Origin of the sequence: Buttiauxella sp. A111, assembly GCF_014189855.1 — a bacterium.
GTDB lineage: Bacteria > Pseudomonadota > Gammaproteobacteria > Enterobacterales > Enterobacteriaceae > Buttiauxella > Buttiauxella selenatireducens.
Genome location: NZ_BJFN01000001.1, coordinates 1,219,038 through 1,233,669 on the forward strand (window position 1 = coordinate 1,219,038; position 14,632 = coordinate 1,233,669).

At 51.2% G+C, this 14,632-nt stretch carries 12 protein-coding genes; 6 read left to right on the forward strand and 6 right to left on the reverse strand.

The window, feature by feature from the left end; genetic code table 11:
* Positions 1-3: 3 nt before the first annotated feature.
* From napA to aegA, 4 genes are all read right to left on the reverse strand, one after another.
* Positions 4-2,490, reverse strand: coding sequence for a nitrate reductase catalytic subunit NapA (gene napA, locus BSPA111_RS05560; RefSeq protein ID WP_183270148.1), 2,487 nt, complete (start codon positions 2,488-2,490; stop codon positions 4-6).
* Positions 2,487-2,750 (reverse strand): chaperone NapD, encoded by a 264-nt coding sequence (gene napD / locus BSPA111_RS05565; protein WP_183270149.1) that lies wholly within the window; start codon positions 2,748-2,750, stop codon positions 2,487-2,489. The genes napA and napD overlap by 4 nt, the downstream gene beginning before the upstream one ends.
* Positions 2,740-3,231, reverse strand: a complete 492-nt coding sequence (gene napF / locus BSPA111_RS05570; RefSeq protein ID WP_183270150.1) for a ferredoxin-type protein NapF — start codon at positions 3,229-3,231, stop codon at positions 2,740-2,742. Before napF ends, napD begins: the two co-directional genes overlap by 11 nt.
* 218 nt (positions 3,232-3,449) lie before the next feature.
* The gene (gene aegA / locus BSPA111_RS05575; protein ID WP_183270151.1) at positions 3,450-5,447 is read right to left on the reverse strand and encodes a formate-dependent uric acid utilization protein AegA; all 1,998 of its coding nucleotides are present in this window, start codon (positions 5,445-5,447) and stop codon (positions 3,450-3,452) included.
* Between the two features lie 326 nt (positions 5,448-5,773).
* Here aegA and narQ point away from each other — a divergent pair, with 326 nt between their 5' ends.
* The 3 genes from narQ to acrD all read left to right on the forward strand — a co-directional run bounded on the left by narQ (position 5,774) and on the right by acrD (position 11,433).
* Positions 5,774-7,489, forward strand: coding sequence for a nitrate/nitrite two-component system sensor histidine kinase NarQ (gene narQ, locus BSPA111_RS05580; RefSeq protein ID WP_183270152.1), 1,716 nt, complete (start codon positions 5,774-5,776; stop codon positions 7,487-7,489).
* 32 nt (positions 7,490-7,521) lie between these two features.
* On the forward strand, positions 7,522-8,166 hold the full coding sequence (gene narP, locus BSPA111_RS05585) for a nitrate/nitrite response regulator protein NarP (RefSeq protein WP_183270153.1): 645 nt from the start codon (positions 7,522-7,524) through the stop codon (positions 8,164-8,166).
* A 150-nt stretch (positions 8,167-8,316) separates the two neighbouring features.
* Complete coding sequence (gene acrD, locus BSPA111_RS05590) at positions 8,317-11,433, forward strand: multidrug efflux RND transporter permease AcrD (RefSeq protein ID WP_183270154.1); 3,117 nt, start codon at positions 8,317-8,319, stop codon at positions 11,431-11,433.
* An 86-nt stretch (positions 11,434-11,519) separates the two neighbouring features.
* Here acrD and ypfM read toward each other — a convergent pair whose 3' ends face one another.
* Positions 11,520-11,579 carry a protein YpfM gene (gene ypfM, locus BSPA111_RS05595; protein WP_154159664.1) on the reverse strand — a complete coding sequence of 20 codons (60 nt, stop codon included), beginning with the start codon at positions 11,577-11,579 and terminating at the stop codon, positions 11,520-11,522.
* Positions 11,580-12,115: 536 nt separating this feature from the next.
* Between ypfM and BSPA111_RS05600 the strand changes: the two genes are divergently transcribed.
* The 3 genes from BSPA111_RS05600 to BSPA111_RS05610 are packed head-to-tail and all read left to right on the forward strand — an operon-like array spanning position 12,116 to position 13,824.
* The gene (locus BSPA111_RS05600; RefSeq protein WP_183270155.1) at positions 12,116-12,472 is read left to right on the forward strand and encodes an ArsC family reductase; all 357 of its coding nucleotides are present in this window, start codon (positions 12,116-12,118) and stop codon (positions 12,470-12,472) included.
* A 4-nt stretch (positions 12,473-12,476) separates the two neighbouring features.
* The gene (dapE, locus tag BSPA111_RS05605) at positions 12,477-13,604 is read left to right on the forward strand and encodes a succinyl-diaminopimelate desuccinylase (protein WP_183270156.1); all 1,128 of its coding nucleotides are present in this window, start codon (positions 12,477-12,479) and stop codon (positions 13,602-13,604) included.
* 28 nt (positions 13,605-13,632) lie between these two features.
* The gene (locus tag BSPA111_RS05610; protein ID WP_183270157.1) at positions 13,633-13,824 is read left to right on the forward strand and encodes a YpfN family protein; all 192 of its coding nucleotides are present in this window, start codon (positions 13,633-13,635) and stop codon (positions 13,822-13,824) included.
* A 53-nt stretch (positions 13,825-13,877) separates the two neighbouring features.
* Here the strand turns inward: BSPA111_RS05610 and ypfH are convergent, their stop codons facing one another.
* Positions 13,878-14,576, reverse strand: coding sequence for an esterase (ypfH, locus tag BSPA111_RS05615; protein WP_183270158.1), 699 nt, complete (start codon positions 14,574-14,576; stop codon positions 13,878-13,880).
* Positions 14,577-14,632: the final 56 nt, after the last annotated feature.

The window sequence follows — 14,632 nt, forward strand, 5'->3', positions numbered from 1 at the left end:
CCCTTACACCTTCGCCAGTTTCACGGCGCATTTCTTATAATCCGTCTCTTTCGAAAGCGGATCGGTCGCATCCAGCGTCAAGTTATTCACCAGTTGAGCGGCGTCGAAGAATGGCATGTACACCAAACCCTGCGGCGGTTTGTTACGACCACGTGTTTCGACAATCGAAATCACTTCACCACGGCGTGAAATCACTTTCACTTTGTCGCCACGACGCAAATCACGCGCCTTCGCATCAAGCGGATGAATAAACAAAACGGCTTCAGGGAAGGCACGGTGAAGTTCTGGTACGCGACGCGTCATGCTGCCGGTATGCCAGTGTTCCAGTACACGTCCAGTGGATAACCACAGGTCGTATTCCTGGTCCGGGGATTCTGCCGCTGGCTCAAATGGCAAGGCAAAAACCACCGCTTTACCGTCTGGTTTGCCATAGAACTTGAAGCCTTCGCCCGCTTTCACGTAAGGGTCGTGGCCTTCGCTGTAGCGCCAGAGTGTTTCTTTACCGTCAACCACCGGCCAGCGTAAACCGCGCGCTTTGTGGTAGTCATCAAACGGCGCGAGATCGTGCCCGTGGCCACGCCCGAATGCGGCGTACTCTTCGAACAACCCTTTTTGCAGATAGAAGCCCAGTTCGCGTGATTCGTCATTGAGCTGATCTTCCGCCAGTTCAGTGACCGGGAATTTGCTGACGTTTGCGTTGGCAAACAGCACGTCAAACAGCGTTTTGCCACGGTATTCCGGCTTCTGATCCAGTAATTCAGCCGGCCACACTTCTTCAACTTTGAAGCGCTTAGCGAATTGCACGAGCTGCCAGAGATCTGATTTTGCCTCGCCCGGCGCTTTAACCTGCTGACGCCAGAACTGAGTACGACGTTCGGCGTTGCCGTAAGCGCCCTCTTTTTCTACCCACATAGCCGTTGGCAGGATCAGATCCGCGCTCAATGCACTGATCGTTGGGTAAGGATCGGAAACAATCACAAAGTTACGCGGATCGCGCCAGCCCGGCATACGTTCTTCGGTAATGTTTGGCCCGGCCTGCATGTTGTTGTTACACATCACCCAGTAGACGTTGAGCTTGCCATCTTTCAGCGCGCGGTCTTGAGCCACGGCATGCAAACCGACTTTCGCCGGAATGGTTCCCGCTGGAAGCTGCCACATATTTTCCGTGATTTGGCGATGCTTCTCGTTGGTCACCACCATGTCGGCTGGCAGACGATGGGAGAAGGTGCCGACTTCACGCGCCGTACCACATGCTGAAGGCTGGCCGGTTAAAGAGAACGGCCCGCAACCCGGCTGGGAGATTTTCCCCGTCAACAAGTGGATGTTGTAAACCAGATTGTTAGCCCAGACGCCGCGTGAATGCTGGTTGAAGCCCATCGTCCAGTAAGAAATCACTTTTTTGTTCGGGTCTGCATACAACTGAGCAAGCGCTTCGAGCTGGTCTGTCGGCACGCCGCTCATCTGAGCGGTTTTTTCCAGTGTGTATTCGGCAACGAACGCTTTGTAATCTTCAAAGCTCATCGGCTCAGAGGCATCAGAACCTGGGTTTTTGGCAGCTTTTTCCAGCGGATGCGTAGGGCGCAAGCCGTAACCGATATCAGTGACCCCTTTGCGCAGGTTCACATGCTGCTTAAAGAACGATTCGTTGATCGCATTGTTCTGAATGATGTAATTCGCGATGTAGTTAAGAATCGCCAGATCGCTTTGCGGTGTGAACACCATGCCGTTGTCGGCAAGCTCAAAACTACGATGCTCAAAAGTAGAAAGGACCGCGACATTAACATTTTCATTCGACAGACGGCGGTTGGTGATACGCGACCACAAAACCGGATGCATCTCGGCCATGTTCGAGCCCCACAGCACGAATGCGTCGGCCTGCTCGATGTCGTCGTAGCAGCCCATAGGTTCATCCATCCCGAAGGTACGCATGAAACCCACCACCGCAGAAGCCATGCAATGGCGCGCGTTCGGGTCCAGGTTGTTCGAACGGAAACCAGCTTTGAATAATTTCGAAGCGGCGTAACCTTCCCAAACCGTCCACTGACCAGAACCAAACATCCCAACGGCTTCCGGCCCTTTTTCTTTCAGGCTGGTTTTAAATTTTTGTTCCATGATGTCGAAGGCCTGCTCCCAGCTAATGGGGGCGAACTCGCCTTCTTTATCAAACTGACCGTCTTTCATGCGCAACAACGGCTGGGTAAGCCTGTCTTTTCCGTACATGATTTTTGGCAGGAAGTAGCCTTTGATGCAGTTCAGGCCACGGTTTACAGGTGCATCTGGATCACCCTGGCTTGCAACCACGCGTCCATCTTGCGTGCCGACTAAGACGCCACAACCCGTGCCACAAAAGCGGCACGGGGCTTTATCCCATTTGATGGCATCTTGTTTACCGACAACAGCACGGGCAACGCCTGGTACGCTAAGACCAGCGGCGGCCGCCGCAGCTGCAATGGCGTTCGCTTTCATAAAGCTACGACGACTGAGTTTCATGGTGTTTCCTCACCTTGCTCATCCTGCTGGTGATAAACCAGCGACACCGCCAGCACACCCGCAATATTGCGTGCTGACTCAATTTGATTCAGCAGCACATCACTGCGCGCTGCTTCCATAACCACCACCAATTTGCCGTGCCCGGCATCGGTTAACGCAACTTCACTTCCCGGGAGCTCGCTCAATGCGTGGCTTACCGCGACAATATTGTGTGGATGGGCCTGAACCACCAGGCCACAGACGTGCCAGTTAGCTTGCATTTGCGTGCCTCATGGTGATGGCTGAAACCGGGCAACCCGCGATACAGGCGCCGCAAGCGCTGCAATCAGCATGATTGAGTAGAGGTTGTGCGATGCCCTGAAGCGAAGGGCGAAAGGCAATCGCCTGAGTTTCGCAACTGTCCTGACAGCTGCGGCATTCGATGTTGTTTTTAGCCAGGCAGTTATCGCCAATCGACAAGGTATGCTCCCAGGGGGAAACCTCGCGCTTAAGAAAGATTTTTTCTGGGCAGGCTTGCGCGCAGGCGTAGCAGAATGTGCATTCACCGTGGGTAAAGTTAACTTCGGGGTAGCCGCCCTGACCGCGTTTTAAAATATGGGTTTCGCAGGCCGACAGGCATGCATCGCAGCGCGTGCAGTCCACAAGAAAATGGTTTTCGTCTCCGCTCCAGGGAGGGCGGAAAGCAGAACCGGAGCGTCGAAAGCTACCGGTTAATAATCCACGACGGGAAAAATCAGCCATATGGCACATCCTTGCATCACAAATACACGATTTCGCTGTAATGAAACCGGCAAACACTTCTGTGTTTTTTTCATCATTTTTATTGAGCATTACGTTATGTGACAAAGGGGGAGTAGAGGCATCACCCTTTAGGGGTAAATACAGGGATGGGATCAATAAGGAATTCGGTTTGTAAAACAAACACTCACCCCGACGCCATGCCGGGGTGAATTTAGCCATTAATTCAGGCGCTGAGGAGGGACAGCCAGATACTCCATGATCCCCGCAGCAGCGTGGCGACCTTCCGCCATCGCGGTCACGACCAGGTCTGCGCCACGCACAGCATCGCCACCAGCGAAGATTTTTGGGTTGGTGGTCTGATAGCGCAATTTATCTTCAACGCTCGCAACAATGCGCCCCCAGCTATCGAGTTTCACGTTTTGTTCTTCCAGCCACGGCATGCCATGCGGATGGAAGCCAAACGCCATAATCACCGCATCGGCTGGCATGACAAATTCGGAGCCTTCAATCGGTTCCGGGCGACGGCGGCCCTGCTCGTCTGGCTCACCCATTTGCGTGCGCAGCATACGGATCCCGACCACTCGGCCATTGTCATCCAGCTCAATGTTCAGCGGCTGCACGTTGAACTCAAACAATGCCCCTTCTTCTCTGGCATTTTTGACCTCTTTTTTGGAGCCTGGCATGTTGGTTTCGTCCCGACGATAGGCGCAAGTCACCTGCTGCGCCCCATGGCGTAAAGAGGTGCGGACACAATCCATTGCCGTATCGCCACCGCCGAGCACCACCACCTTCTTACCTGCCATATTGATATACGGTTCTTCAGGCAATTCAGGTAAACCCATCACCTGTTTGGTGTTCGCAATCAGGAACGGCAGCGCGTCGTAAACCCCTGGCGCGTCTTCGTTGGGCAGCCCAGCTTTCATTGAGCGATACGTGCCAACGCCAACAAATACCGCATCAAATTCTGCCAGCACCTGTTGCAGGGAGAGATCACGGCCCACTTCGGTGTTGAGTTTAAATTCAATCCCCATCGCGCTGAAAATCTCACGACGACGGCTCAATAACGATTTATCCAGTTTGAACGCCGGGATCCCAAACGTCAGCAGCCCACCAATTTCAGGATGGCGGTCAAACACCGTTGCCTGAACGCCGTTTCGCGCCAGAATATCCGCACAGGCAAGCCCGGCAGGCCCTGCCCCAATCACGGCTACACGGCGGTTTGTCGGTTTAACGTATGAGAGGTCAGGCGTCCAACCGCGGGCAAAAGCGTTGTCGGAAATATAGCGTTCAATATTCCCGATGGTGACAGCGCCATATTCATCTTTCAGGGTGCAGGCACTTTCGCATAGACGATCTTGCGGGCAGACGCGCCCGGTCACTTCCGGCAAGCAGTTTGTCTGATGTGACAGTTCAACCGCCTCGAGAATGCGCCCTTCTTTGACCAGTTCAATCCACTGTGGAATGTGGTTGTGCAGCGGGCAAGTCCATTCACAAATACTGTGCTCGCCGCATTTCAGGCAGCGGTCAGCCTGGCTTTCCACCTGGGTTTTATCAAACGTACGATAGATTTCGTCAAAACCTGTTTTACGCAAATCCAGCTCAATTTTGTCCGGCTCCTGCCGTGCTGGAGTCGCCCGCATTTTGTTCACTTTCGTTAATTCGCTACCCGCTGACAGCTGTTGCACACTTTGCTGCGCAGTGCTGTGCCACGGCTGAGATTCCATTGCCGCTGAGCGCAAACGTCGGTTCTTTGCCAATGTGGCAAGTGTCTCACTGCTGATTAATTTCAGTGCTTTGCTGGGACAATTTTCCACACATGCGGGGCCATTTTCGCGATGCTGACACAAATCGCATTTATGGGCATTGGCCTTAACTGAACGCCCGTCATTGAGCGGAACAGTAATGACCTGCATGGCACCAAACGGACAAGCCACGACACAGGATTTACAGCCAATACATTTCTGCTGGTTGACTTGCACACTGTCTCGGACACGTGAAATAGCGTCATTTGGGCAACTGCTGGCGCAGGGGGCATCTTCACAATGTCGGCAAGTGACGGCGTTACGTCGGCCATCATGCTTAATCACGGCGATGCGTGGCTGGAATTTTTGACGGGTCAGAACATGCTTTTCGTCATTGTGGGACATCACACAAGCCACTTCGCAGGCATGGCATCCAATACAAAGCTGTGCATTGGCAAGAACAAAACGATTCATCACTACCCCTTTGTCCGTTATTACAAACCGGAGGCTTATTTTTTATGGGGGTATGTTATTACCTGGCGATGTTTAAACTGGCAATGGTCATTTGCCCAATTTGTCCTGAAATCTGCTAATAACCTGGTACGGATCAATTTCCTTTCATGTTTAATGAAACATCGTTTTTCCCCGTTTTGTTATGCAGCAGTTATGCTTGTGATGTTACCGAGTTAATTCCTAACCATTGTTTTGGAAGATATGCCGAAATATAAGCAACAAGGATTTGTGACGTCGTCAGTTTCTGGTACGTTTCGCTCTCAATTATTTCGACGGGTAAATATGCAGTGATCGTAAAACGCTCGGTTTCCACGAGCCTGGCCCGCGCCTTTTTTTATATCGTTTTGTTATCGCTGCTTTCCACAGGCATTGCGATGCTCACCCTTGCGAGTAGTTTACGTGATGCCGAAGCGGTAAATGTCGCGGGCTCATTGCGTATGCAGAGTTATCGCCTGGGGTATGATTTACAGGGCGATCGCACCCATATTGACAAACATCTGGAGCAATATGACCAGACCCTGCGCTCACCAGCCCTGCTTAAAATCGAGAAATTCTGGGTGCCTGCAGAGGTCCGGGCTCGCTTTGCCGTGATTAATAGCGCTTGGGCCGAGATGGAACAGCATATCCGCCAGGGCGATCTGCAATGGTATCGTGCCAACATCGCGGGTTATGTCGCGCAAATCGACCTGTTTGTACTGGCGCTTCAGCACTATGCCGAACGTAAAATGATGCAGGTTGTGATGGCCTCGGTAGTGGGTTTTATTGCCATTTTCACGCTGGTGTTTTTCACGCTACGCCGTATCCGCCATCAGGTGGTGGCTCCTCTCAATAAATTGATGGTAGCCAGTGCCTCCATTGAGCGTGGCGAATTCGATTACCCACCATTGAATACGCAACTGCCAAACGAACTGGGGCTGTTGTCGCAAACCTTCAACCGCATGTCTGGCGAGTTGCAAAAGCTCTATCGCTCACTTGAAGAGAGCGTGCAGGCAAAAACGCTGGATTTGCAGGAGGCAAACCGCACGCTGGAAGTCCTGTACGCCTGCTCACAGGCGCTGACTGTCAGCACCATTGATCAACACTGTTTCGAACGTGTGTTGCAGCAAGTTCGCCAGAAAACGCCGGTCAATTACCTCGAAATGAAAACCGGTGAAAACTGGAAGATACATGACGGTGTTCAACAGAATAACCAGACGTGGCAAACCTTGCCGATTGTGCTTGAGGATAAAGAGTTAGGTTTACTTCGCTGGCAGGCGCCACAAGGGGTTCCGCCGCTGCCGTTAATGCAAAGTCTGGCGAATATGCTGGGGCGCGGGCTGTATTTTAATCAGGCGCAAAAACACTATCAGCAGCTATTGTTGATGGAAGAACGTGCGACCATTGCCCGCGAGTTACATGATTCGCTGGCGCAAGTGCTCTCTTTCTTACGCATACAACTCACGTTACTAAAACGTGCAGTCCCGGCGGAGAACCAGCCCGCACAAGGCATTATTAATGACTTCTCCCAGGCGCTGAACGATGCTTACCGTCAATTGCGCGAGTTGTTGACCACTTTCCGCCTGACGCTCCAGCAAGCAGATTTACCTTCTGCATTGCAAGAGATGATCACCCCGCTGCGTAAGCAAACACAGGCCACTCTCACGCTGGATTGTCAGATTCCAACTCAGGCCTTAGATGCTTCGCAGCAGGTGCACTTACTCCAGATTATTCGCGAAGGTGTGTTAAACGCGATTAAACATGCACACGCCAATAAAATATCCGTAAGCTGTAGCACGTCCCAGTCAGGGGTTCATACTGTGAGTATTCTTGATGATGGCAGAGGGATTGCCAGCCTGACGGAACCCGAAGGGCATTACGGATTAAATATCATGCAAGAGCGCGCCGCCCGATTAGGTGGTGAGCTGACTATTTCCCGCCCGCAACCTGGTGGGACTTTAATTACGTTGAATTTTCGTTCGCCACCTTCAGAACAAGCGGCAAACGTAACTCCCGTAAATTTATAACGATAATAATGTGAAATGTATTGGGGTATGTGATGAGTGAGAAAACTGTCTGTCAGGTATTGATCGTCGATGATCATCCGTTAATGCGCCGTGGCATTCGCCAACTGCTGGAAATGGATGAAAGTTTTAGCGTGGTAGGTGAAGCCAGTAGCGGCGCAGAAGCCATAAGTCTGGCAAATCGCCTGGCACCTGACCTTATTTTGCTCGACCTGAATATGAAAGGTTTGAGTGGGCTTGATACGCTGAACGCCATGCGTCGTGATGGTGTGAGCGGGCGTATCGTGGTGCTGACGGTGTCTGATTCGCGTAGTGATATTTTCACTCTGATTGATGCAGGCGCCGACGGATATTTGCTTAAAGATAGCGATCCTGACGTACTGCTCGAAGATATTCGTCGAGGAGCAACACAGGGCGAAGCCTATAGCGAGCAAGTCGCGGAATATTTACGCACCCGCAGTACCGACAAACACAGCGACGACCCGTTCGCCGTGTTAACCGAGCGCGAATTAGACGTGCTGCAAGAGGTCGCCCGTGGGTTATCGAATAAACAAATTGCCTCTGGCCTGCATATTTCTGAAGAGACCGTGAAAGTGCATATTCGCAATTTACTGCGTAAACTTCAGGTTCGTTCCCGTGTCGCTGCAACCGTGTTATATCTTGAAAGTCGGGGCTTTTAAATTCATCAGCATCTGACCGTTCCCACTACAGAGCGCGAAGATTTTTTACAATATCTCCTCAATTTCTCCACGTTTGGACCTGCGGTAAAGGCTACAGTGACGACTGATACTCATAATCACAATCTGAAGTACTAACGAGGTCCTGACTGAATGGCGAATTTCTTTATCAATCGCCCCATTTTTGCCTGGGTGTTGGCCATTATTTTGTGCCTCACTGGTTTGCTCGCCATTTTTTCACTTCCCGTCGAGCAGTATCCCGATCTCGCACCGCCAAACGTGCGTATCACGGCGAACTATCCTGGTGCATCGGCACAAACTCTGGAAAACACGGTTACGCAGGTCATTGAGCAGAATATGACCGGGCTGGACAACATGATGTATATGTCCTCCCAGAGTAGCAGTGCAGGCCAGGCCACCATCACGCTCAGTTTTAAAGCGGGCACTGACCCCGATTCAGCTGTTCAGCAGGTGCAAAACCAGTTGCAGTCTGCTTTGCGTAAATTGCCGCAGGCTGTGCAAACCCAGGGTGTAACCGTCAGGAAAACCGGCGATACCAATATCTTGATGGTCGCCTTCGTGTCCACCGATGGCAGCATGGATAAACAAGATATCGCGGATTATGTCGCCAGTAATATTCAGGACCCAATCAGTCGTCTTAACGGCGTCGGTGACGTGGATGCATATGGCTCGCAATATTCAATGCGTATCTGGCTAAACCCGACCAAACTCACCAGTTACCAGATGACCACGGAAGATGTGGTCGATGCGATTAAATCGCAAAATGCGCAAATTGCCGTGGGGCAGCTTGGCGGCACACCTTCGGTTGACATGCAGGCGCTCAACGCGACGATTAACTCCCAGTCGTTACTGCAAACTCCGCAACAATTTAAAGATATTACGCTTCGCGTTAATCAGGATGGCTCGCTTGTGTCACTCGGCGATGTTGCTGACGTCGAACTCGGTGCGGAGAAATATGATTTCCTGAGCCGCTTTAACGGCCAACCTGCGTCCGGGCTGGGGATTAAGCTTGCGTCCGGCGCAAACGAGATGGAAACCGACAAACTCGCCCGCGCCAAAATTGAAGAACTGTCGGAATTTTTCCCCCACGGTCTGGAAGCGAAAATCGCGTATGAAACCACGCCATTTGTGAAAGCCTCGATTAAAGATGTGGTGCAAACGCTGCTGGAAGCCATTCTGTTGGTGTTCCTCGTGATGTATCTGTTCTTACAGAATTTCAGAGCGACATTAATTCCAACTATCGCCGTGCCGGTGGTGTTGTTAGGCACCTTCTCTGTGCTCTATGCGTTTGGCTACAGCATCAACACGCTAACGATGTTTGCCATGGTTTTGGCCATCGGCCTGTTGGTGGATGATGCCATCGTGGTGGTGGAAAACGTCGAGCGCATCATGAGCGAGGAAGGGCTATCGCCCAAAGAAGCGACGCGAAAATCGATGGGGCAAATTCAGGGGGCACTGGTTGGGATTGCGATGGTGCTCTCTGCGGTCTTCGTGCCTATGGCATTCTTTGGCGGTACAACCGGCGCCATTTACCGCCAGTTCTCGATAACTATCGTTTCCGCCATGGTGCTGTCGGTTTTGGTGGCGATGATCCTGACCCCCGCCTTATGCGCCACACTACTCAAGCCTTTGCATAAAGGTGAACACCACGGTCAGAAAGGTTTCTTCGGTTGGTTCAACCGCATGTTTAATCGCAATGCGGAACGCTATGAAACTCGAGTTGGAAAAATTCTGGCGCACAGTCTGCGTTGGATTCTGATTTACGTTCTGCTGATTGGCGGCATGGTTTTCCTGTTCCTGCGCTTACCCACCTCCTTCCTGCCGTTAGAAGATCAGGGTGTATTTACCACGTCCATACAGTTACCGAGTGGTTCTACGCAGCAACAAACCACCAAAGTGGTTGAGAAGATCGAGCAATATTATCTGACGAAAGAGAAAGATAACGTGCTCTCGGTGTTCTCAACTATTGGTGCCGGGCCTGGCGGAAACGGGCAAAACGTCGCTCGTATGTTCGTGCGTCTGAAAGACTGGGATTTGCGTGACCCGAAAACGGCCAGTTCATTTGCGATTATCGAACGGGCGACTAAAGCCTTCCGTGACATCAAAGAAGCCCGCATTATCGCCAGCAGCCCACCTGCCATCAGCGGTTTAGGTAACGCTGCAGGCTTTGATATGGAATTACAAGATCACGCAGGTGCTGGTCACAATGCGCTCATGCAGGCGCGCGATCAGCTGCTCGAAATGGCAGGCAACGATAAATTGTTGACCCGCGTTCGACATAACGGTCTGGATGACAGCCCACAAATGCAGATCGATATCGATCAGCGTAAAGCCCAGGCGCTGGGCGTAACCATTGATGATATCAATAACACGTTGCAAACGGCCTGGGGCTCAAGTTACGTGAACGACTTTATGGATCGCGGACGCGTCAAAAAGGTGTATGTGCAGGCGGGAGCGGAATATCGCATGCTGCCGGAAGACATTAACCAGTGGTATGTGCGCAATAAAGACGGCGGTATGGTGCCCTTCTCGGCATTTGCCAGTTCACATTGGGAAACCGGCTCGCCACGTCTTGAACGCTATAACGGTTATTCGTCACTGGAGATTGTGGGTGAAGCAGCACCGGGCGTCAGTACTGGCACCGCTATGCAAATCATGGAAACGCTGGTGGAGAAGCTCCCGTCCGGTTTTGGCCTTGAGTGGACGGGAATGTCTTATCAGGAGCGGATTTCTGGGACCCAAGCGCCGGCACTCTACGCTATCTCGTTATTAGTCGTGTTCTTGTGTCTGGCGGCCCTGTATGAAAGCTGGTCTGTACCGTTCTCGGTGATGTTAGTGGTGCCGCTCGGGGTGATTGGAGCGCTGTTAGCCACGTGGATGCGAGGCCTTGAAAACGACGTTTATTTCCAGGTGGGGCTGTTGACGGTTATTGGGCTTTCGGCCAAAAACGCCATTCTGATTGTTGAGTTTGCCAACGATATGAATGCCCAGGGCCGCGAACTGGTTGCTGCAACGCTTGATGCCTGCCGCCAGCGATTACGCCCGATACTCATGACGTCACTGGCATTTATCTTTGGCGTGTTACCGATGGCCACCAGCAGCGGCGCAGGCTCCGGTAGCCAGCATGCGGTGGGAACAGGGGTAATGGGCGGAATGATTTCAGCCACGGTGCTGGCAATATTCTTCGTGCCATTGTTCTTCGTGCTGGTGCGACGACGTTTCCCGCTTAAAGAACATTCTGAAAACTAAATAACAAAAAAGCGACCTAACTGGGTCGCTTTTTGTATGGCTCAAAGAGTATTGAGAATAAGAACATCATGTTCTTGCTGTTTATTTCATTTACGAAGCATATCTTCGATGAAATCTTTCCAGTTTCCTACTTCGTGTTCGATCATAACCGCCTCTCTTATAATTGCTTTATTATACGTAATCCCTTCCCTGGAGTGAAGCGACCAAATTTTATCGATTCACTGGCTTTCAACTAATATTGAGAGTCGACTGCGTATTGCATGAATTATCAGCTCAGCAGGTAATTTAAAATGTGACGACGCACGTGAAACAATATGAATCGCCTGTTTTCGGATTTTACCCTGTAGGCCACGAAAAATCTGACTTGTCGCAGCAATCAAGAGTTCAGAAATGGTGTAACTTCTCTTGGCTATACCCAAAATAATTCGAGTTGCTAAAAGGCGGCAAACTTGAAAATCCCCAGGAGCTTACTCAAGTAAGTGACTGGAGTGAGCAAGAGCAGCCAACGCATAAGCAGCTTGAAGTATGACGGGTATAAAGCAATCACCCTGGAAAAAAGAAATACTATTACCTCACTTTCAGACTAGCAATTAGGCTATATTTTTCCTTGCGACTTTTTTATCATTTTATTTATTCTAAATATCTGCATAAGTAATCACATTTAAAGAAAAGGATTGACTCCGTGATAATTCTCTACGGTATTAAAAACTGCGACACCATCAAGAAAGCACGCCGTTGGCTAGAGGCTCAAGGTGTAGATTATCAATTTCATGATTATCGCGTCGACGGGCTGGATGCCGAATTATTGAATAGTTTTATTGCAGCGTTAGGTTGGGAAGCACTGCTTAATACCCGTGGAACAACATGGCGTAAACTCGACGAGGCCCATCGTGCGACCATTACTGACGCGCAGACTGCGGCGGAACTGATGCTTTCAATGCCTGCAATCATCAAACGCCCATTGCTCTACGCGCCCGGTCAGCCTATGCTGCTGGGTTTCAATGAATCGAACTATCAGCAGTTTATCAACGAGGTATAGTCCTATGTCTTGCCCGGTTATTGAGCTGACGCAACAGCTTATCCGCCGCCCTTCCCTGAGCCCAGACGACGCGGGTTGCCAGGCGCTAATGATTGAGCGACTGCGTGCCATTGGTTTTACTATTGAGCACATGGATTTTGGCGACACACAAAATTTCTGGGCATGGAGAGGAAAAGGCGAAACGCTGGCGTTTGCTGGCCATACCGACGTCGTGCCTTCAGGCGATGCCGACCGCTGGATTAACCCACCGTTTGAACCCACTATCCGCGATGGCATGCTGTTTGGCCGTGGTGCCGCTGATATGAAAGGTTCTCTGGCAGCCATGGTGGTTGCGGCAGAACGTTTTGTTGCACAGAACCCGCGTCACAAAGGCCGTCTCGCGTTTCTCATCACTTCTGATGAAGAAGCCAGTGCCAAAAATGGCACGGTGAAAGTGGTCGAAACGTTGATGGCGCGTAATGAACGCCTTGATTATTGCCTGGTCGGCGAGCCTTCCAGTACTGAAGTGGTTGGCGATGTGGTGAAAAATGGTCGCCGTGGTTCGTTGACCTGCAATCTCACCGTGCATGGTGTGCAGGGCCACGTTGCCTATCCGCATCTGGCCGATAACCCAGTGCACCGCGCAGCTCCGATGCTGAACGAGCTGGTCACTATTGAGTGGGACAAAGGGAACGAGTTTTTCCCTGCGACCAGTATGCAAATTGCAAACGTTCAGGCAGGAACGGGCAGCAACAATGTCATTCCTGGCGATTTGTATGTGCAATTTAACTTCCGTTTCAGCACCGAACTGACTGACGACGATATTAAACAGCGCGTGATAGCTCTGCTCGATAAGCATCAACTGCGCTATACCCTCGACTGGTGGCTGTCAGGCCAACCGTTCCTGACCTCACGCGGAAAGCTGGTCGATGCGGTGGTGAATGCCGTTGAGCACTATAATGAAATTAGACCGCAACTGTTGACCACGGGTGGCACGTCCGATGGGCGCTTTATCGCTCGCATGGGGGCGCAAGTCGTGGAATTGGGGCCAGTGAACGCGACCATTCATAAAATTAATGAGTGTGTTAACGCCGCAGACCTGCAACTTCTTGCACGTATGTATCAACGCATTATGGAGCAGCTTGTCGCCTGACAGCTGCGAGAACTAAGAGGTTAAGCATATGGAATGGCTATCACACTACTGGTGGATTATTGTACTGGTACTGCTGCTTGGTATTTTCCTGAATGTTATTAAGGATTTGAAGCGCATCGATCCGAAAAAATATATGGCGAACAAACCCGATCTTCCCCCGCATCGTGATTTCAACCATAAGTGGGATGACGAAGACGATTTCCCGAAGAAAAAGCCATAATTATGCAAAAAGCCACTCCCAAGAGTGGCTTTTTTAATGCGACATTTTATGTCTCACATAAATTCGACGATACCCTTGTCGTTGGGTTTACCGCCGCTTAGTGCTTCATCGAAATAGTGCTTTGGCACGGTGTAGCGCAGATGATCCAACGCAATCTTGATGCTGCGGTCATCGATGGCATGGCCTAAATCGTCAATCACATCCAGCGTCACATCCCCACCGAGTTGCGTTAACGTTTCGGACGCATCAAAGGCGTGCTTCACATCAATCACCCCGTCAACATCGCCATGAATCAAATGGATGGTCGTTGAGGTTGATGCGCTTTCTGGAAGCTTTGCGTAGCGACCATTAAAGGCAATCACGCGCGAGGCTAACTGCGGCTCAGCTTTCACACCTTCAAGCGCCATAATCGCCCCTTGCGAGAAGCCAATCAGTGCAGTGGCATTAGCCGCGACACCGCTGTGTTTCTGCCAGTAACGCACCACGTCGATAAACGTTGGCATGATGGCATCGACTCGCTGCTGGCGATTGTCTTCCGTCACGCCAGCAACCGAAAACCACTCCCGACCTTGATACGGACCGCTGGGCGCCGGGCCACCGATGCTGACCACCAGCGCATCAGGAAAATGTGGCGCAAACCAGCTACCAATTTCACCCATTGCTACGGGGTTATCGCCAACACCATGAAAGAACAACAAGAGTTGTTTTGCCGGTGTTGCGGGACTCTGAACAACAAAGTGGTCGTGTTTCATGGTTTTCTCCTTACGTTTCTGGCGTTAACTATACGCTGACACCCCATGATGACCAT

Coding starts and splice junctions, on each gene's coding strand:
- napA (WP_183270148.1), bottom strand. CDS start 2,490: ATGAAACTCAGTCGTCGTAGCTTTATGAAAGCGAACGCCATTGCAGCT.
- napD (WP_183270149.1), bottom strand. CDS start 2,750: ATGCAAGCTAACTGGCACGTCTGTGGCCTGGTGGTTCAGGCCCATCCA.
- napF (WP_183270150.1), bottom strand. CDS start 3,231: ATGGCTGATTTTTCCCGTCGTGGATTATTAACCGGTAGCTTTCGACGC.
- aegA (WP_183270151.1), bottom strand. CDS start 5,447: ATGAATCGTTTTGTTCTTGCCAATGCACAGCTTTGTATTGGATGCCAT.
- narP (WP_183270153.1), top strand. CDS start 7,522: ATGAGTGAGAAAACTGTCTGTCAGGTATTGATCGTCGATGATCATCCG.
- acrD (WP_183270154.1), top strand. CDS start 8,317: ATGGCGAATTTCTTTATCAATCGCCCCATTTTTGCCTGGGTGTTGGCC.
- dapE (WP_183270156.1), top strand. CDS start 12,477: ATGTCTTGCCCGGTTATTGAGCTGACGCAACAGCTTATCCGCCGCCCT.
- BSPA111_RS05610 (WP_183270157.1), top strand. CDS start 13,633: ATGGAATGGCTATCACACTACTGGTGGATTATTGTACTGGTACTGCTG.
- ypfH (WP_183270158.1), bottom strand. CDS start 14,576: ATGAAACACGACCACTTTGTTGTTCAGAGTCCCGCAACACCGGCAAAA.